This window comes from Leifsonia aquatica (assembly GCF_014190775.1).
Classification (GTDB): domain Bacteria; phylum Actinomycetota; class Actinomycetes; order Actinomycetales; family Microbacteriaceae; genus Leifsonia; species Leifsonia aquatica.
The window spans coordinates 607,806-625,825 of record NZ_JACHVP010000002.1 but is presented as its reverse complement, the minus strand read 5'-3'; the positions used below and the strand labels follow the sequence as shown (position 1 = coordinate 625,825).

Genomic DNA, 18,020 nt, shown 5'->3' with positions numbered 1-18,020 from the left:
TCGTGCGTTCCGGCGTCAGGCGGTCACGACTACCCGGGCCCGCGCGATGTTCTGGACGCGGGCGTGCGTGGACGCCGCGTCGCCCTCGGCCTGCGCCGCGACCTGCACGGCCACGAAGTAGGTGCCCGCAGCGTCGAACGAGATCTCGTCGTCGAGCACCAGTCGTGCGCCGGGCTCGACCTCGCGCGGGGAGCCGAAGTCGCCGGCCCCCGTGAGGTCGACGCGCACCTCCACGATGACCCCGGCGCCGGGCGCCTCCGCCTCGACCCGCACCGCGACGGGCCGCCCGACGCCGACGGTCGTGCTCGCGCCGCCGTCGACGGTGAGCGAGACGACGGGCTGGACGCCCCGGCGCTCGGCCGCTGCGGGCGGGACGACGATCTGGCCGTCGACGACCGCGTACGACGTGGTCGGCGCGGGCTCGACGCCGCGCTCCACCCAGGCGGCGAGCTGGCGCAGCGCCGTCTCGAGCGCGCCCACGTAGGTCACGGTCCGGGTCGGGAACTCCTGGGGGTCGTCGTCGCCGTGCAGCGCGTTGTCGACGTACCAGAGGCGGAAGCCGTCCTCCGCCCCATCCGCGTGCTCGGCGACCCGCGAGCGGTACCAGTCGGCCTGCCACGGGAACGCCTCCCGGTCGAGCAGGCACGACACGGCGATCATCTTGCCCGACACGGCGCCGGTCGGCACGGTGCCGGAGGCGGCCATCGTGAAGAGCGGCCCGAGCAGCATCGGCCGCTGCGGGGGCAGCGGCGCGCCGTCTGCGGCGCGGAACTGGTCCCACACGGCGTACTCCGGGCCCGGCACCTGGTGGCGGTGGTAGGTCTGCGCGGCGAGGAAGCTCGAGTTGTCGAGCACGACCTCGTCTCCGATCGCGAGCGCCGCGAGGAGCTCCTCCTGGCCCGGCTCGACGCGGGCGAGATCGCCGTCGACGCCGGAGAGGCGGAGGACGCCGCCCGCCGCCGCGCCGCTCGTCACGGCCAGCTGGGCTCCGAGGATCCATCCCGTCGGAGCCTCGCCCAGACGGACGGCGGAGATCGCCGCTCCGGCGCCGGACGTGTGGAGGAACGACTCGTCGACGCCGCCCGCGGCGAGGTCGCCCGCGGGCGCTGCGGCGTCCGCGACCAGCTCGGCCACCGCGGTCGAGAGCTGCACGCGGTCGCGGTGCACGGAGGCCTCCGGATCGGCGCCGAGGTAGCCGTCGACCGACCAGAAGTCGGCGGGATAACCGGGGTCGGCGGCGAGCACGCCCGGGAAGAGCACGCTGAAGGCGTGCATGCCCATCGTCTCCCAGCCGAACCAGGAGCGGGGCGGGAACCCCATCTTCGTCACCTCGGCGAGCGCCGCGGCCTGCTCGTCGTCCAGTCGCAGCGCCGACGGGTCGCCGCCGGCGTCGTACGCATCGACGATGGCCGGGAACACGTCGCGCAGGATCCGCTGCGCGTGCATGCGCACGCTGAACACGTTCGGGATGGACATGGGGCTGCCCGGCACGTACGGGACGAAGCCGTCCCACACGCCGGTGGTGTTCTCGGCCGCGCCGATGGTGCGGTACGCGCCTCCGCTGCCGCCGTAGAGGTAGCCGAAGGGGCGGTGGTCGCCGTAGAGGGCGACCGCGACCACGCGGGAGAACCGGGCGGCCGCGGCGTTGGCCCGGTACGCGCCGATCGTCGGGTCCATGCCCGAGAACGGGTCGGCGGCGTCGGGGCCTCCACCGTTGGTCTCGACGAAGTACGCGCCGCTGTCGACCGCGAACGCGATCTTGTTGTACTCGCCGTCGAGCTCCGGAGCGAGGTTCTCGCTCTGCGGGACGGGCGTCACGTGCTGGAAGAAGCGGCCCTCATAGCCGTCGGCTGCCGGGAAGTAGAACGAGAACCGGGTGTCGGTGCCCGCGAAGCCGCCGTGCACGTGGCGGTGGCGGACCGGGGTGTCGCGCCATTCGTCGAGGTCGACGTAGGGCTGCGCGAACAGCTCGTCGTCGCCCACGGCATCCCATTCCGCGCCGACCAGGGTCTCGCTCGCGGTCGTGGTCTGCTCTGCACTCATCGTGCTACTCCTTCTGTTCGGGATGGTTCGGGCGCCGTGCGCCTCGTCACTTGATGCCCTTGAGCGGGAAGAGTGCGACGCCGGCGAGCAGCACCAGGCCGAACGCCGCGATCCAGACGCCGACGTAGCCGCCGGTCGTCGCGACGACGGCGCCGGCGAGGATCGGGCCGAGCGCCTGGCCCAGGTTGGAGCCCAGGCCCGCGACGCCGAGGTCGCGGCCCGCCGCCTTCTCGTCGGGCAGCACGTCGATGAAGAGGGCCTGGTCGACCGGCAGGTAGATCCCGAACGCGATGCCGCCGACGACCGCCTGCAGGAAGAGTCCGAGGATCGTGGGCGAGACGATCGGGATGAGCATCGAGAACGCCATGAGCACCGACGAGATGATGACGAAGATGCGGCGCTTGCCGAGCTTGTCCGAGAGCCTGCCCGCGATGAACAGGGCGATGATCGTCACCGGGACCCCGACCAGGGTGAGCAGCGGCGCCAGCTGCGTCGCCTGGGTCTGGCTCAGCGCGGGGCGGATGTAGCTCTGGAGCATGTAGAGGCTGAGCGCGGTCGACACCGTGTAGCCGAAGCTCAGCAGGATGCGCGCCACCCACACCCAGCGGAAGTCGCGCGACCGCAGGGCGATGGTGAAGCCGACGAAGAACGATCTCCAGTTCATCTTCGGCACGAGCAGGTTCTTCGACGAGCGGTCCTTGGCGAAGAGCACGAACATCACACCCGCGAACGCGACGAACGCGGCCACGATGAAGTAGATGTCGAGGCCGAGGACGGCGAAGAGCGAACCCGCGGCGAGGCCGCCGAGCAGTCCGCCGAAGAAGTTGCCGAAGCCGCCGAGCGCGGACGCCGTGCCGCGGCGGTTCTCGGGCATGCGGTCCGCGACCGTGGTGGCGAGCGGGCCGACGGCCGCGTTGATGAACGCCTGCGCGAACATGTAGACGATCGCCAGCACCACGAGGGTGGGCGAGAACCGCATGAGCACGAGCAGCAGCGCGCCGATCAGGCTCCCGAAGAGGATCCACGGTGCGCGCCGGCCCCAGCGGCTGCGGGTGCGGTCCGCGAGCACGCCGACGACCGGCTGGATCAGCATCGTGAGCACGACGCCGATGGAGGTGATGATCGCCAGGGACTGGGCGCGGGCGGAGTTGAACCCCTTCAGCAGTTCGAGCTGGTGCGCCTGCGCGGCGTTCGCCGTCGTGGTGCCCGCGTCGACCGCCTGCTGCAGGAGGGTGAGCTTCTGGAGGTCGAGGCCGGCGTCACTCCCGGTGAACCACTGGCCGAACTCGAGGATCTGCACGTGGTTCGGCAGCAGGATCCCGAGCACGGCGCCCCACACCGCGCTGATCGCGATGGTGAGGATCGTGTACCAAGTGAGATAGCGGCGCGAGCTGCGCCCGCGGATCAGGATCGGCGACGTGCCGGGCTCGGCCGGTTCGAGGACGACGTTGCCCTTCTTCTTCACGGGGCCGTCGGGCTCGGGGGTGCTGGATCTCGGTTCGGGCGCCAGGGTGTCGCTCATTCGAAGGGGTCCCATCGTCGGTGATGGCCGACGCTCGGGGTGACGCAGCAGGGCTGCATCGTGTCGGCGAAAGCAGCATGACATACGGGTTTCAGCTTTCGCAAGCCAAAACCGCATATCATGCTGGTTATGGCAGCACGAGGTCCCTACGCGAAGGGCAAGGCGAAGCGCGCCGAGATCCTCGACGCCGCGCTCGCGGTGATCGACGAGCAGGGCTACAGCGCGGCGACCGTCAAAGAGCTGGCGGACGCCGTCGGCCTCAGCCAGAACGGCCTCCTGCACTACTTCGGCTCGAAGGACGCGCTGTTCGCCGAGATCCTCCGGCGCCGCGACGAGCTCTCCGAGATCGAGATCGACGTGCAGCGAGAGGGCTTCGCCGAGAACATGGTCGAGGCCCTGCTGAGCGCGCTCGACGCCGAGACCTCCTCCCCCGGCCTCGCTCAGCTCGCTCTGCGCGTCACCGGCGAGGCGACCGAGCCCGACCATCTCGCGCACGAGTTCATCCGCCACCGCTACGAGCTGGTGCGCGTCGTCGTGCGCGACGCGATCGTCCAGCTCCAGACCGAGGAGCGGCTCGCCCCCGACATCGATCCCGACGCCGTGGCCGCCCTCGTCTACGCCAGCTGGGACGGGCTGCGCATCCAGTGGATGTACGACAGGTCCATCGACCTGCGCGCCCACATGGCCTACCTGCTGCGGGCGCTCGGCATCACGGTCGGGGCGCGGAACACCCCCGCGTAGCGCCGGCTCGTCGACGCCGCCTGCAAGATCCGCGGGATACTCGACACAGCCAGGGTGTGAGGATCGCCAGGACCGCAGCCGACGCCGAGACGACCGAGGGGGACGGGATGCCCGACGACGACCTCCCGCACGCCCCCGAGCACGATGTGGCCTGGTTCACCGCGGTCGTCGAGGAGCATTCCACGGCCCTCGTGCGGTACTTCGCCCGCCGCGGCCCCCGTCAGGATGCGGAGGATCTCGCCGCCGAGGTCTTCACCACGGCCTGGCGCCGCCGGGCCGACGTCCCCGACGAAGCCGTGCTCCCGTGGCTGTACCGCACCGCCGGATTCACCCTCGCCAACCACCGCCGCAAGACGGTCGACCTCCCCGTCGAGGAGGTGCCGGAGGCGGGCACGACCCGGGTGGCCGACGACCCCGAGCTGAAGGCGCTGTTCGACGCCGAGCTGCGCGGGGCGCTGGCGAGCGTCGGCGAGCGCGACCGCGACATCCTGCTGCTGCACGCCTGGGAGGGGCTGAGCGGAGAGGAGCTGGCCGCCGCGCTCGGCATCTCGCGGTCCGGAGCCGACGCCGCCCTCTCGCGCGCCCGCAAGCGGCTGCGAGACGCCTGGGGTGCGCGGCTGTCGTTCTGACCAGCCCTGCAAGGTCACCGGCGCGCCGGACATAAGCGTTGATGAAGCGTTCCCACGGAGGGTGATGGACATGACCGACGACAACGAGCTCGACCCGCTGGCGCGACTGCGCGCCGCCGACCCTGCCGCGGAGGTGGAGGCACCCGACGGGTTCGCGGCACGGGTCGTGGCCGAGGCGACAGCGGACGCCGGGCGCGAATCGACGGAGCAGGAGGCGCCGGAGCAGGAGGCGACTGTCACGGAGATCACCTCGGCGCGTACGCGACGCCGCCGCCTCTGGCTGCCGATCGCGGCGGTCGCGGCCTCCGTGGTCGTCTTCGGCGGTGCCGGCTTCGCGGTCGGCTCGGTCACCACGGCGTCGAGCGTCGCTGGAGGTGCGGCGGCGCCGATCTCGCTCGAGGGCGGCGGTGCCCAGACGGCGGAAGGGCGGAGTGCCGCCTCGGGGCCCACCGCCGGGCAGAAGATCGCGGCCCCCGGGGCGTTCGATCAGGTCTACCGCTCCGGCTACGGCCGCAACAGCTTCACGGCCTCCGGCCTCTCCACGTCGGCGGGCACCGCGCGCGCGTACGGTTTCGACGCGCGCGCCGCCTCCGATGCGAAGACGGTGGGCGCGCTCGCGAAGGCACTCGGGATCGATATGGCACCCGCGCTGAAGGACGGCAGCTGGCAGGCCGGGCCCCAAGACGGCACCGCCCCCTCCCTCACCGTCGGACTGGACGGGACGCTGAGCTTCTCCTATTACGACTCCGCCATCGACCCGATGGTCTGTGACGGCGACTCCGCCCATGCATGTGGTGCGCCTCCCGCGGTTCCGTCAGCAGACGCCGCCGTTGCGGAGCTGCGAGCGATCATCTCCTCGGCGGGACGCGATCCGGATGCCTTCGAGTACGCCTCCGACCCTTCGAGCGGCGTTCACGCGATGACGGCCCAGGCGTGGCCCGTCATCGACGGCCAGCGCGTCGACCAGCCCTGGACCGTCGAGTTCACGGCGGACGGCGTCTTCAGCGCGTCCGGCTCGCTGGCGCCGCTCGTCAGCATGGGTGAGTACCCCGTCGTGAGCGCGCAGACGGCGTTCGAGCGTCTCTCCGACCCGCGCTTCGGCGCCCAGCAGACCGCCATGCCGCTCGCACTCCGCGCCGAGGAGCAGTCCACGGCTCCGGCACCCACGGACGCTCCGACGCAGCCTCCCGCACTCCCCGGCTCCGGGGTCTCGCCGTCGTGGCCGGTGAACGACGTGCACATCGTCAGCGCCCGTCTCGGCCTCGCCAGCCAGTGGCAGCCGGACGGCAGCGTCCTCGTCCTGCCGGCCTACGAGCTCACCGACTCCGACGGCGGGACCTGGTCGGTCATCGCCGTCGCCGACGCGAAACTCGACTTCGCGGTCGAGTAGGGCGGCTGACGGCAGGAGGCCCTCTGACCCTCCGGGGTCAGACGTCCGACTCGATCGCGAACGTGTTGCCGTCCGGGTCGCGGAACCAGGCGATCCGGCCGCCGCCGGCTCGCTCGGTGATGCCGCGGGCGTCGTGGACGAGCCCGTCGTACCGGGCGAAGCGGACGCCGGCCGACGTGAGCTCGTCGACGATCGCGTCGAGGTCGTCGACGTACCAGGTCGCCATGGTGGCCTCCGAGGAGCCGGCGGTGCCGGACTGGAACACGTTCAGCGCGACGTCGCCGCCCGACCGGTAGATGCGGGACCCGTCGGCGATCGTCGCGCTAGGGGCGGCGTGCTCCAGGGGCAGACCGAGCCTCCCCTCGTAGAACTCGACGGCCCGGCCGATATCGGAGACCGCGATGGAGGCACGCATCGGGAAATCGCTGAGTGGCATGCCGCCATCCTCACCCCGTCGCGCTCGGCGGGGCAAGACCTGTGCGAGAGGCGTCGGAGCGTTGCGCGTCAGGACGACGGCGCGTCCGGGGAGGTGGCGCCGCTCACGACGCGCGGCGGCCAGCTCACCAGCAGAGCGGCCGCGAACGGACCGAAGAAGAGGACCAGCAGGAACCAGGTCCATGCGGAGCGGTTGCGCGTGCGGGCGTAGCCGCCGGCGAGGATGGCGACGGTGAACCAGAGTGCCGACACGAGGCCGATGAGAGAGGAGGAATCGGTGTACACCCCGTGCACGCTAACAGCCCGTCCGGGTGACCCCCGCTCTTCGTGTTAGCCTCTGTCCGTTCTGGACAGGGGGTTCCGCGGGTGGTCGACGAGCGAGATGACGCCGCCCTCTGGTTGGAGGCGACGGCGGGAACCGAGCGCTCGTTCGCGGTGATCTTCGACCGTTACCGGACGCGCGTCTTCCGCAAGGCGTACTCCCGGCTGACGAGCGTTCCCGACGCCGAAGACGTCGTCGCGATGGTGTTCCTCGAGGCCTGGCGACAGCGCGACACGGTCCGTATCGTCGACGGCTCGGTGCTTCCGTGGCTGCTCAGCGTCACGAGCAACGTGCTCCTGAACCACGACCGGAGCACGCGCCGCTGGCGTCGGCTCCTCGCCGCACTCCCGGAGCCGGAACAGCAGTCCGACCATGCCGACGAGGTGCTCGATCGGTTCGACCACAGCGCCAGGCTGCAGGCCGTCTACGAGGCGATGTCCGCGCTGAGCCGTCAGGAGCGCTCGATCATCGACCTGTGCGTGGTCGAAGAGCTTTCCGCCGCAACCGTCGCGGCCGTGCTGGACATACCCGTAGGAACGGTGAAATCGAAACTGCACCGCGCCCGCGAGAAGATCCGTCGGCGCATCCCCAGCCACCTGATGCCCGAAGGGCGCAGCGAGCTCACCGCCCGACTGGACGGAGCATCCCAGTGACGCCTCTCTACGACAACGACGACATGCCCGCGATGACGGACGCCCGCACCGACGCGATCCGGGACACGCTGCTGGACCATGCCCGCACCGAGCCGAGCCGCCGCCGGCTCACCCTGCGACGTCGGCTCGCGATCTGGGGCGGCATCGGCGTCCTGGTCATCGGCGGTGCCGCCACCGCGGCCACCGCGATCGTCCAGGCCCAGCGGGTCACGAACTCCGACATCGTCTACTGCCTCGCCTCGGCGCACCGCGGCGCGGACGGACAGTTCAGGTATGCGGCCGCGACCCTCCACAACGAGGCGACCGACTCGGGAGCGGTCGCCGACCCGATCGGCGTCTGCCAGGACATGTGGCGCCGCGGCGCGCTGGACGAGAACACCGACCAGCTCGCGGCGACACCGGGCGTGCACGCCGTCCCCGCGCACCTTCAGGTGTGCGTGATGGATGACGGAAGCCCTGCCGTCGTCCCGGGACGGCCCGGGATCTGCCAGGCGGCAGGGCTCGCCCCGCAACGGTAGCCGTCAGCTCGCCGGGCGGAACACCAGTGAGAGCACCCGGTCGTTCAGCGACCCGAGCGACGCGCCGTTCGGTATGCACAGCAGCTGCGCGCCGAAGAAGGGCCGCCAGGAGGCGTTCGGTTCCCTGCCTCCGTCGCCTCAGGCGGCGGAGTGCTTGCCGCGCAGCTCGGCGATCTCGCGTCCCGAGCGGCGGGCGCCCGTCTCGGCCTCGGCCTTCATCGCCTCGGCCGTCTCGGTGAAGGCGTCGAGCGCCGGGTTCACGCCGACCAGCGTGAAGGGGCGCTCCACCACGCGCAGGTCGAGCCCCCACACGTCCGCCAGTACGCGGCGCAGCCACGGCGTCGAGTGGTCCCAGCCCTCCTTGGGGCTTCCGGGGTTGTAGTTGCCGCCGAGCACGGTGACGAGAGTGGCGGGCTTGCCCTGGAGCGCCGTGCCCTGGGGGTTGGTGCGCGGGTCGGTGTAGGCCAGGTCGAACCAGGTCTTGAAGTGCTGCGAGACGCCGTAGTTGTAGAGCGGGACCGCGAAGAGCAGCGCCTCCGCCTCCACCAGCTCGTCGGAGAGCGCGGTGGCGAGCGCGATCGCGGCGCGCTGGTCGTCCGTGCGGTCGGCCTCGGGGGTGAAGCCTCCGGTCACGGCGTTCTGCCACGCGGTCGCGGGGATGGGGTCCGCGGTCAGGTCGCGGCGCACGACACCGGCGTCCGGGTGGGCGGTCACCCACTGCTCCTCGACGAGGTCGGCGAGGGCGCGGCTGGCGGAGGTGGCGGGGAAAAGGCTGGCATCCAGACGGAACAGCGACACGGGGGCTCCAATCGTCTTTTCGTAGTCACTCTGTTTTTCAGAGTGACTACGCGAACACTAGCACGATAGAATCGTGGGATGGATCCCGAGCCCCACGGACTGCATCAGTGCGATGCCGCCGTCAGCCTCGCCTTCACGATCCTGGGCAAGCGCTGGAACGGGATGATCATCGACGCGCTCGGCGGCGGCCCGACGACCTTCACCGGCCTGAGCCGCACGGTCACCGGCATCAGCGATGCCGTGCTCGCCGACCGGCTCTCCGAGCTGGCCGAGGCACTGCTCGTGACGCGCACCGTCGACCCGGGCCCTCCGGTCGCCGTCACCTACGCGCTCACCACAGCCGGTGAGCGGCTCCTCCCCGTGCTGCAGCAGCTGGGCGACTGGGCGTCGGCCAACCTCGCGGCGACCAGGGACGCCTGACCGCTACCCTCACGGCCGACGTCGCGCCGACGGGACCAGCTCGGCGGCGCCGTAGCTGTTGTCGTCGGGGTTGAGGGTGACGCCCGGGGCGACGAGCTCGTCGATGCGGTCGAGCACGTCCGCCGTCAGCACCACCTCCGCGGCCGGGAGGTACGACTCCAGCTGCTCCATCGTGCGCGGGCCGACGATCGCCGACGTGACGCCGGGATGCCGGATGACGAAGGCGATCGCCAGCTCGATGAGTGTGAGCCCCGCCTGCTCGGCGAGGAGGGCGAGCTCCTCCACGATGTCGAGCTTGCGCTGGTTGGCCGGGCTGCTCATGTCGAACCGCGCGCTCGGACGGGCGGAGGAGGTCGGCGCGGCCGCCGCATCCTTGCGCCAGCGCCCGGAGAGCCAGCCGCCGGAGAGCGGGCTGTAGGTGAGGGACCCCATCCCGTGCCGCTGCAGGGTCGGCAGCACGTCCTCCTCGATGCCGCGCACGAGGATCGAGTACGGCGGCTGCTCGGTCACGAATCGCTCGAGGTTGCGCGAACGCGACGCCCACTGCGCCTCCACGATCTGCGACCCGGAGTACGACGACGAGCCGAGGTACCGCACCTTGCCCTGGCGCACGAGGTCGGTCAGGGCGCCGAGGGTCTCCTCCACGTCGGTGTCGGGGCTGGGACGATGCACCTGGTACAGGTCGATGTGGTCGGTGTTCAGGCGTCGCAGCGAGTTCTCGACCTCGCGCATGATCCACCGACGGGATCCACCGCGCTGGTTGGGGTCGTCGGCATCCATCGGCATGAAGAACTTCGTGGCGAGGAACACGTCGTCGCGTCGGCCGGCGAGAGCCTCGCCGACGATCTCCTCCGACACCCCGCCCGAGTACACGTCGGCGGTGTCGATGAAGTTGATGCCGGCATCCAGCGCCCGGTGGATGATGCGGATCGCGTCGGCGCGATCGTCGTTGCCCCACGGGCCGAACATCATCGCGCCGAGGCAGAGCGGGCTGACCTGCACGCCGGTGCGGCCGAGGGTGCGGTACTGCATGGGTGGTTCCTTCTCTCTGGACGGGCTCACTGTCCTCTCACGCTAGGAGCCCGTCCGCCCCGGTGGGAGGTGCTGTCAGTGCCTCCCTGCCCAGCGGCGCGCAGCGTAGGGTCGGGGCCATGACCCACACCGACGACGTGCGGGAGTTCCTCACCTCCCGTCGCGCGAAGATCACCCCCGAGCAGGCCGGCCTGCCCGCGTACGGCGGCAACCGCCGCGTCGCGGGGCTGCGCCGGGAGGAGGTCGCGATGCTCGCCGGGATGAGCGTCGACTACTACACGCGCATCGAGCGCGGGAACCTCTCCGGCGCCTCCGACAGCGTGCTCGAAGCACTCGCCCGCGCCCTGCAGCTGGACGACGCCGAGACCGCGCACCTCTACGATCTGGCGCGCGCCGCCTCCGTCGCCCCGCGGGTGCGGCGCAAGCGCAGCCCGCAGACCGTCCGGCCGGGCCTGCAGCGCGTCATCGACGCGATCGAGTCCGCTCCCGCCTGGATCCGCAACGACCGCGGTGACGTGCTCGCCGCCAACCAGCTCGGGCGCGCCCTCTACGTCGATCTGCTGGCCGAGACCGTCCAGCCGCCGAACAACTCCCGCTTCACCTTCCTCAACCCGAAGGCCCGCGAGTTCTACGTCGACTGGGAGCAGGCGGCCGACGACATCGTCGCCATCCTGCGCTCGGCCGCGGGCCGCAACCCGTTCGACAAGGACCTCACCGACCTCATCGGCGAGCTGAGCACCCGCAGCGAGGAGTTCCGCACGCGTTGGGCGCGGCATGACGTGCGCCACCACCGGACCGGGCGCAAACGCGTCCACCACCCGATCGTCGGCGACCTCGACCTCGCGTTCGAGGCGTTCGAGCTGCCCGGCGACCCCGGGCTGCGCGTGAACGTCTACACCGCCGACCCCGGCACCCCGTCCGAGGACGCGCTCAAGGTCCTCGCCAGCTGGGCGGCGACCCAGGAGCAGGCCGCCCGGGATCAGGCCGCCCAGGATCAGGCTGCGCGGGATGCCGACCCGACCACCGTGGAGAAGAAATGACCGACCGTCCCGCCACCGTCCTCGTCGTCGGCGCCACCGGCAGCATCGGCACCCATGCCGTCGCGGAAGCCCTCCGTCAGGGCTACCGCGTGCGCGCGCTGGCTCGCGATGCCGAGCGAGCGCGCCGCCTGCCCGAGGAGGTGGAGGTCGTGATCGGCGACCTGACGCAGCCCGCCACCCTGCCGCCCGCCGTCGACGGTGTCGACGCCGTCGTGTTCGTCCACGGCTCCACCACCGACGAGCGCGACGTGCGCGCCATCGACTACGCCGGCGTCACGAACGTCCTCGAAGCCCTCGGCGGTCGCCGCGTGCGCATCGCCCTGATGACCGCGATCGGCACCACCCGGCCCGGCGCCCCGTACGCGCAGTGGAAGCTGCGCGCCGAGCGCCTCGTCCGCGCCAGCGGCAACTCGTACACGATCGTCCGCCCCGGCTGGTTCGACTACAACGACGACGACCAGCGCGCCATCCACCTGCTGCAGGGCGACACCCGGCAGTCCGGCACTCCCCGGGACGGCGTGATCGCCCGCGACGAGATCGCGCGCGTGCTGATCGACGCTCTCCGCATCGACGCCGCCGATCACACCACCTTCGAGCTCGTCGCCGAGAAGGGCCAGGAGCAGGAGGACCTGACTCCACTCTTCGCCGCCCTGGCGCACGATGCGCCCGACTCCCTCGACGGAGCGAAGGACGCCTCCGTCCTCCCGCTCGACCACGAACCCGAGGCCGTCCGCCGGGATCTCGAGGCGGTCAGGGGGCGGTAGGGCGCCGCCTGACCGCGCACGACGTCGTCGCTGCGTCGCTGCTACGCTGACCTCAACACGTGACACGGGGTGCCCGCGAGGGCTGAGATCACACCCGTCGAACCTGATCTAGTTCGGACTAGCGAAGGGATGTCGCGCCATGTCGCGCACCATTGTCGAACCTCCACGCCTGCACGCGGCGCTCCGCCAGAGCACTCCGCTCGTGCAGTGCCTCACGAATGCGGTCGTCTCCAACTTCACCGCCAACGTCCTGCTCGCCGTCGGAGCGGCGCCGGCGATGGTCGACATCCCGGGCGAAGCCGGCACATTCGCCCGCGTCGCCGGGGCCGTGCTGATCAACCTCGGCACGCCGCGGGAGGAGCAGCGCGTCGCGATGCGGGAGGCCGTGTCCGCCGCCAGCACACCCTGGGTGCTCGACCCGGTCGCGATCGGGGTTCTGAGCGTCCGGACGGCTCTCGCCGAGGAGCTGCTCGCACTGCGACCCACCGTGATCCGCGGCAACGCGAGCGAGATCCGAGCACTCGCGGGAGCGGGTGCAGGCGGTCGCGGTGTGGACGCCGTGGATGACGTGGAGTCGGCCGGCGGGGCCGCCGCCGCCCTGGCCCGGCGCTCGGGAGGCATCGTCGCGGTCTCCGGGGCCGTCGACCTCATCACGGACGGCAGTTCGACTGTGCGGGTCCCCGGCGGGGACGAGCTCCTCACGCGGGTGACGGGTGGTGGATGCGCGCTCGGAGCCGTCGTCGCCGCGTTCGTCGCGACAGGCCGCGCGCGCGGAGTGGACGACCTCGAGGCTGTGGCCACGGCCCACGCCGTCTACTCGGCCGCGGCAGAACGGGCAGCCGCCGCCGCGAGCGGGCCCGGCACGTTCGCGGCGCGTTTCCTCGATGAGCTGGCGGTGACGGGACGATGACCCTCGACCTCTCCGTCTGTCTCGTGACGGACACCGACATCTGTCGGAGTGCCGGACGCAGCGTGGTCGAGACCGTCGCCGCCGCCGCCGCCGGAGGCGCGACCGCCGTGCAGCTGCGCGAGAAGGACAGCTCGACGCGCGCGTTCCTGCAACTGGTGACGGCGGTGTCGGCGGTCCTGCCCGAGCACGTCGCCCTGTTCGTGAACGATCGCGTCGACGTGTACGCGGCGGCCCGAGCCCGCGGGGTGCGCGTCACCGGCATCCACGTCGGCCAGTCCGACCTCCCGGTGTCGACCGTGCGCGCCATCGCGGGGCCGGAGGCCGTGATCGGCCTGAGCGCGTCCACGCCGGCGCAACTCGCCGCGGCCGCGGCCGATCCGGCCGGCGTCGCGTACGTCGGCATCGGCGCACTGCATCCGACGGCGACGAAGAAGGACGCCCCCGAGCCGCTCGGGATCGAGCGCTTCGCGGAGCTGTGCGCGGTGAGCGCCCTCCCCGCCGTGGCGATCGGGGGCGTGACGGCGGCGGACCTGCCGCGACTGCGGACGGCCGGAGCGGCGGGGGCCGCCGTCGTGTCGGCGGTGTGCGCGGCGCCCGATCCGCAGGACGCTGCGGCCGAGCTGGCGGCGGCGTGGGCCGGCACGGCCCCTGCGCGCCGTTCCCTCGGCGCCGAACCGGGCAGGGCGCCGTTCTCTCCCCGTCCGCCGCGCGTGCTCGCGGTCGCGGGCACCGACCCGACCGGAGGCGCGGGCATCCAGGCCGATCTGAAGTCGATCGCGGCGAACGGCGGCTACGGGATGGCCGTCGTCACCGCCCTGGTCGCCCAGAACACGCGTGGTGTGCGGTCCGTCCACGTGCCGCCGGCGGGCTTCCTCCGGGAGCAGCTGGATGCCGTCTCGGACGATGTGGTGATCGACGCCGTCAAGATCGGCATGCTCGCCACGGCGGAGATCGCCGACGTCGTCGACGAATGGCTCGGCCGCGTCCGGCCGCCGCTGACGGTCCTCGACCCGGTGATGGTCGCGACCAGCGGCGACCGGCTGCTGGAACAGGACGCGGTCGACGCGGTGCGTCGTCTGGCCCGCCGGGTGGATCTGATCACGCCGAACATCCCGGAGCTGGCCGTCCTCGCGGGCACGTCGATCGCCCGCGACTGGACGGAGGCGCTCGGACAGGCCGAGCAGGTCTCCCGCGAGCTGGGCGTCCGGGTGCTGGCGAAGGGCGGCCATCTGCGCGACACCGACGCCCCGGACGCGCTGGTCGACGCCGCGGGCGCCGAGCCCGGTCACCCGGACATTCGGGAGTTCCGGACGGCCCGGGTCGTGACCACCAGCACCCACGGGACCGGCTGCTCGCTCTCCTCCGCCGTCGCCACCCGGCTCGCGGGCGCCGACGACTGGGAGCAGCCGATCTCCGACGCGAAAGCATGGCTGACGGAGAGCCTCGCAGCGGCGGACGACCTGCAGGTGGGAGGCGGCGCCGGCCCCATCCATCACTTCGCACGACTCTGGGGTCAGGCGACGGCCGTTGCGACACCGACCTCGCCGCGCGAATCCTGGTGGCCGGGGATCGCGGACGTGCGCGACCGCATCCACTCCTCCCCTTTCGTCCGCGGGCTCATCGACGGACGCCTGGAGCGGTCCGCCTACCGCTGGTACCTCGGGCAGGATGCCCTCTACCTGGCCGGATACGCCGACCTGCTCGATCGCGCCTCCGCGTCCGCCCCGACGGTGGACGAGTCCACCTTCTGGGCGGAGGCGGCCCGTGCGTGCCGGGAGGAGGAGCTGCGCCTCCACCGCGACGAGCTCGGCGACGAGGCGCACTCCCTCTCACCCGTCACCGCCGCCTACCTCGGTCATCTGCGGGCAGCGGCCTCACACGCGGAGCATGCGGTGCTGATCGCAGCAGTGCTGCCCTGCTTCTGGATCTACGCGGACGTCGGGGCGGGGCGATCCCCCGCGCCGACCGGTCACCCGTATCGGGAGTGGCTGGAGGCGTATGGCGCGGCGGCGTTCCACGACAGCACTCGTCGCGCGATCGGGTATGTGGCCTCGGCGTGGAACTCGGCGGACGCGAGCACCCGCTCCCGCGCGTGGGACGCCTTCCGGGCGTCAGCCGAACTCGAGGATGCGTTCTTTCGGGCGCCGCTGGATCGCGAGGGCTGACGTCAGCTCTCCGAGACCCGTTCCCTCCGGGAGATCGCGGCCGGGTCGACGACGTCGAGCCGCTGGGAGTGCTGGTGGCCGTGGTAGACGACCGCCTGGTCGCCGCCGCTGCGCTTCGCCGCGTACATCGCCTGGTCCGCCAGGCGGATGAGGTAGTCGACCGGCTGGTCGGCCGCGGGACCCTCGGTGATCGCGATGCCGACGCTCGCCGTGATCGTCAGCCCGGCGGGGATGCCGTCGATCGGTTCGGCGATGGCGGCTCGGGCGCGGTCGGCGAGCTCGAGGGCGTCGGAGGTGTCGGCGACGTGGAGGGCGACCACGAATTCGTCGCCGCCGTAGCGGGCGATCTCGTCCTCCGCGCGGAAGACGCGCGTCAGACGCTCCGCCACCACCCTGAGGACCTCATCCCCCGCCGCGTGCCCCAGCGAGTCGTTGACGGCCTTGAACCCGTCGAGGTCGACGAAGAGCACGGCGACCTGATCGGCCTGCGCGCGCTCCCTTCGCTGCAGGTTCTGGTCGAAGAGCCGCCTGTTCGACAGTCCCGTGACCTCGTCGAGCATCGCGGCACGGCGCAACCGCTCCTCCAGTCGCAACCGCACCAGGACCTGCCCGGCGAGTTCGGCCAGTGCCTCGGCCAGTGGCACCGCCTGGTCGTCGAAGGTCCGGGGCTGGTCGAAGTAGCACGCGAAGGCGCCGAAGGGTGTCCCGTCTTCGATGATCGGGGCGCCGATGACGGAGAACACACCCGCTCGCCGGAAGACATCGCTCAACCCCATGCCGGGCACGACCAGATCGCCCTCGTCGGGGGATTCGATCGTCACCACCCGACCGAGCTCGACCGTCAACCCCGCTCGGGGCGGAGCGTCAGCCGGCCACTCGGACGCGAGCAGGTTCTCCCCGGCGACGAGTTCGTAGCTCCCGGGTGCGCCGGTGTGCACGCTGCAGGCGGTCGCGTTGAACGCGCGCCGCGCGGTCTCCGAGAGGAGCTCGCCGAGCTCGAGCTCGGAGCGGGTCTTGGCGAACGCGACGGATGCGGAGAGCAGCAACTGCAGCCGGTCGCTCTCCCGTCGGCCGAGGGCCTGCGTCCACTCGCCGACGGCGGCCAGCTCAGGATCGAAGGCGACGATGGTGCGACCGCCCGACACCCGCACGGCCCGGATCACCACCGAGCTCCGCGTCCCCTGGTACCCGTGGGCGGTGGTGCCCAGGCGGATGCCCCCGGGGTTGCCCGTCGCCAGCGCGGCAGACAGCCCCCCCTCGTCGACGCCGAGGACGGTCGCGAGCGGCGTGCCGACCAGCTCGGCAGCGGGGCGCGCAGCCCACACCTCCAACGCCACGTTGGCATCCAGCACGACGTGCGACCGGTCGATCAGGGCTCGCGGGAAGGGTTGCATGCGCGCGACTTCGCCGAAGTCGATGTCGACGTCGATGTCGCTCAACGACATGGCAGCTCACGGCTCATGACTAGAGCGTGGCGGTCGGCTCCGCAATCGTCAAGTTCGCGCATCGTTCTCCCGGTCACTGGTCGCCGTCAGCGACCCATCAGGGCGACAGCCGTAGTGGCGAGCCAGGCGAGCATCCCGACATAGATGAGACGCTCGGCGAGGCCGAAGATCGGACGCAGAGCGCCGATCAGGGACGCGAGGATGGTGAGCGCGCTCGCCACCGACATGATCCAGCCGAACGTCGTCGCGAGCGGTGCGGCCACGGCGAGGCCGCCGGTGGAGCCGAACGCGATCCCGACCATGAAGCCGCCGACCGAGGCCGCGGCGAACGCGCCGAACGCGAGCAGGTTGTGGGTGCGGCCGGTGGAGGTGCGAGGCGCCCCTTCCGCATCCATCGGCACCCAGCTGATGACGCCGCGCGTCACGGCCAGCACGATGAGCGCGATCACCGCGGCCGTCACTGCGCCGACCCCGGCGACGGGCAGCGCGACGGCGAGCGCAGCCGCGGAGACGGCCGTGCCCAGGGTCTGCGCGCGGTAGAGGAGGCTGAAGCGCGAGATCCCGTACGCACTGACCGGATCGCGCAGGGGCGACAGCCCGCTCGGGGCGAGGTGCAGGACCACGAGGGCGCCGAGCGTGACCGCGACTGCGGCGAGCGCGACGACGCAGAGGACGGCGAGCACCGCCGCCTCAGACCGCGGGCGCCGTGGGCGCGCTCGGGGAGGCCGGCGCCGCGTAGCCGGACGGCGGCACGATCGGCGTGTGCTTCGGGTTCCAGCGCGAGCCGTCCCAGGCGAGGATCCCGTACCAGACCGGCGTGAGGAGGATCGCGAGCAGGTAGAAGACACCGGGCTTGCCGAAGCCGGTCTGGATCCTGACCCCGGCGATGATGAGGAACACCAGGTAGATCAGCGTGCCGACGATCGGGATCAACCCGATGAGCACCAGCCAGCCGCGCTGGCCGCCCAGCTGCAGCAGCCTCCACATGTTGAAAAGCGGCACCCACGCGGGCCACGCCTTCAGGCCCGCCTTGCGGAAGATCCCCATCAGCGCGAAGCCGTAGAAGAGGTAGGCGACGAGGCCGCTCACCGCCGACCACGAGTACGCCATCGTCATGTCCGCCGTCGTCGACGCATCCACCGTGTTCCCCCAACCCGGGCGCGCCCCGTGCGCGCACTCGCGACCAGTATGCC

19 protein-coding genes and 1 riboswitch are annotated in these 18,020 nt (G+C 71.8%); of the genes, 10 read left to right on the top strand and 9 right to left on the bottom strand.

The window, feature by feature from the left end:
- Nucleotides 1–15: 15 nt before the first annotated feature.
- Nucleotides 16–2,043: a hypothetical protein gene (locus tag FHX33_RS12980; protein ID WP_221209573.1), complete on the bottom strand. Its 2,028-nt coding sequence runs from the start codon at nucleotides 2,041–2,043 to the stop codon at nucleotides 16–18.
- A gap of 46 nt (nucleotides 2,044–2,089) precedes the next feature.
- Nucleotides 2,090–3,565 (bottom strand): MFS transporter, encoded by a 1,476-nt coding sequence (locus FHX33_RS12975; protein WP_021760583.1) that lies wholly within the window; start codon nucleotides 3,563–3,565, stop codon nucleotides 2,090–2,092.
- A gap of 129 nt (nucleotides 3,566–3,694) precedes the next feature.
- Between FHX33_RS12975 and FHX33_RS12970 the strand changes: the two genes are divergently transcribed.
- The 3 genes from FHX33_RS12970 (at nucleotide 3,695) to FHX33_RS12960 (ending at nucleotide 6,325) form a co-directional block, all read left to right on the top strand.
- Complete coding sequence (locus FHX33_RS12970) at nucleotides 3,695–4,306, top strand: TetR/AcrR family transcriptional regulator (RefSeq protein WP_039921520.1); 612 nt, start codon at nucleotides 3,695–3,697, stop codon at nucleotides 4,304–4,306.
- 56 nt (nucleotides 4,307–4,362) lie between these two features.
- Nucleotides 4,363–4,935, top strand: coding sequence for an RNA polymerase sigma factor (locus FHX33_RS12965; protein ID WP_021760579.1), 573 nt, complete (start codon nucleotides 4,363–4,365; stop codon nucleotides 4,933–4,935).
- 70 nt (nucleotides 4,936–5,005) lie between these two features.
- Nucleotides 5,006–6,325, top strand: a complete 1,320-nt coding sequence (locus tag FHX33_RS12960; RefSeq protein ID WP_155828982.1) for a hypothetical protein — start codon at nucleotides 5,006–5,008, stop codon at nucleotides 6,323–6,325.
- 37 nt (nucleotides 6,326–6,362) lie between these two features.
- On the opposite strand, the gene FHX33_RS12955 is transcribed toward FHX33_RS12960, so the two are convergent.
- Together FHX33_RS12955 and FHX33_RS12950 are read right to left on the bottom strand one after the other, a co-directional pair.
- A complete protein-coding gene (locus FHX33_RS12955; RefSeq protein ID WP_021760575.1) occupies nucleotides 6,363–6,761 on the bottom strand; it encodes a VOC family protein in 399 nt (132 codons plus the stop codon).
- A 68-nt stretch (nucleotides 6,762–6,829) separates the two neighbouring features.
- On the bottom strand, nucleotides 6,830–7,045 hold the full coding sequence (locus FHX33_RS12950; protein ID WP_021760573.1) for a hypothetical protein: 216 nt from the start codon (nucleotides 7,043–7,045) through the stop codon (nucleotides 6,830–6,832).
- Nucleotides 7,046–7,126: 81 nt separating this feature from the next.
- On the opposite strand from FHX33_RS12950, the gene FHX33_RS12945 reads away from it, so the two are divergent.
- Nucleotides 7,127–7,735: an RNA polymerase sigma factor gene (locus FHX33_RS12945; protein WP_021760571.1), complete on the top strand. Its 609-nt coding sequence runs from the start codon at nucleotides 7,127–7,129 to the stop codon at nucleotides 7,733–7,735.
- Nucleotides 7,732–8,253, top strand: a complete 522-nt coding sequence (locus tag FHX33_RS12940; protein ID WP_021760569.1) for a hypothetical protein — start codon at nucleotides 7,732–7,734, stop codon at nucleotides 8,251–8,253. The genes FHX33_RS12945 and FHX33_RS12940 overlap by 4 nt, the downstream gene beginning before the upstream one ends.
- Before the next feature lie 138 nt (nucleotides 8,254–8,391).
- Here the strand turns inward: FHX33_RS12940 and FHX33_RS12935 are convergent, their stop codons facing one another.
- Nucleotides 8,392–9,051 (bottom strand): FMN-dependent NADH-azoreductase, encoded by a 660-nt coding sequence (locus FHX33_RS12935; protein WP_021760566.1) that lies wholly within the window; start codon nucleotides 9,049–9,051, stop codon nucleotides 8,392–8,394.
- 78 nt (nucleotides 9,052–9,129) lie between these two features.
- On the opposite strand from FHX33_RS12935, the gene FHX33_RS12930 reads away from it, so the two are divergent.
- A complete protein-coding gene (locus FHX33_RS12930) occupies nucleotides 9,130–9,471 on the top strand; it encodes a winged helix-turn-helix transcriptional regulator (protein ID WP_021760564.1) in 342 nt (113 codons plus the stop codon).
- A gap of 9 nt (nucleotides 9,472–9,480) precedes the next feature.
- Here the strand turns inward: FHX33_RS12930 and FHX33_RS12925 are convergent, their stop codons facing one another.
- Nucleotides 9,481–10,503: an aldo/keto reductase gene (locus tag FHX33_RS12925; RefSeq protein WP_021760562.1), complete on the bottom strand. Its 1,023-nt coding sequence runs from the start codon at nucleotides 10,501–10,503 to the stop codon at nucleotides 9,481–9,483.
- A 119-nt stretch (nucleotides 10,504–10,622) separates the two neighbouring features.
- Between FHX33_RS12925 and FHX33_RS12920 the strand changes: the two genes are divergently transcribed.
- The 4 genes from FHX33_RS12920 (at nucleotide 10,623) to thiD (ending at nucleotide 15,382) form a co-directional block, all read left to right on the top strand.
- Nucleotides 10,623–11,543 carry a helix-turn-helix transcriptional regulator gene (locus tag FHX33_RS12920; RefSeq protein ID WP_183428600.1) on the top strand — a complete coding sequence of 307 codons (921 nt, stop codon included), beginning with the start codon at nucleotides 10,623–10,625 and terminating at the stop codon, nucleotides 11,541–11,543.
- Complete coding sequence (locus FHX33_RS12915; protein ID WP_021765108.1) at nucleotides 11,540–12,307, top strand: SDR family oxidoreductase; 768 nt, start codon at nucleotides 11,540–11,542, stop codon at nucleotides 12,305–12,307. Before FHX33_RS12920 ends, FHX33_RS12915 begins: the two co-directional genes overlap by 4 nt.
- Before the next feature lie 55 nt (nucleotides 12,308–12,362).
- A riboswitch (TPP riboswitch) is annotated at nucleotides 12,363–12,454 on the top strand.
- Nucleotides 12,447–13,217 carry a hydroxyethylthiazole kinase gene (gene thiM / locus FHX33_RS12910; protein ID WP_021765109.1) on the top strand — a complete coding sequence of 257 codons (771 nt, stop codon included), beginning with the start codon at nucleotides 12,447–12,449 and terminating at the stop codon, nucleotides 13,215–13,217. (Overlaps the previous riboswitch by 8 nt.)
- Nucleotides 13,214–15,382 carry a bifunctional hydroxymethylpyrimidine kinase/phosphomethylpyrimidine kinase gene (thiD, locus tag FHX33_RS21970; protein ID WP_183428599.1) on the top strand — a complete coding sequence of 723 codons (2,169 nt, stop codon included), beginning with the start codon at nucleotides 13,214–13,216 and terminating at the stop codon, nucleotides 15,380–15,382. The genes thiM and thiD overlap by 4 nt, the downstream gene beginning before the upstream one ends.
- Nucleotides 15,383–15,384: 2 nt before the next feature.
- On the opposite strand, the gene FHX33_RS12900 is transcribed toward thiD, so the two are convergent.
- From FHX33_RS12900 to FHX33_RS12890, 3 genes are all read right to left on the bottom strand, one after another.
- Nucleotides 15,385–16,827, bottom strand: a complete 1,443-nt coding sequence (locus tag FHX33_RS12900; RefSeq protein WP_021765704.1) for a GGDEF domain-containing protein — start codon at nucleotides 16,825–16,827, stop codon at nucleotides 15,385–15,387.
- 86 nt (nucleotides 16,828–16,913) lie between these two features.
- Nucleotides 16,914–17,510: a DUF998 domain-containing protein gene (locus FHX33_RS12895; protein WP_039924409.1), complete on the bottom strand. Its 597-nt coding sequence runs from the start codon at nucleotides 17,508–17,510 to the stop codon at nucleotides 16,914–16,916.
- 7 nt (nucleotides 17,511–17,517) lie between these two features.
- Nucleotides 17,518–17,967 (bottom strand): DUF5684 domain-containing protein, encoded by a 450-nt coding sequence (locus FHX33_RS12890; RefSeq protein WP_155829078.1) that lies wholly within the window; start codon nucleotides 17,965–17,967, stop codon nucleotides 17,518–17,520.
- Nucleotides 17,968–18,020: the final 53 nt, after the last annotated feature.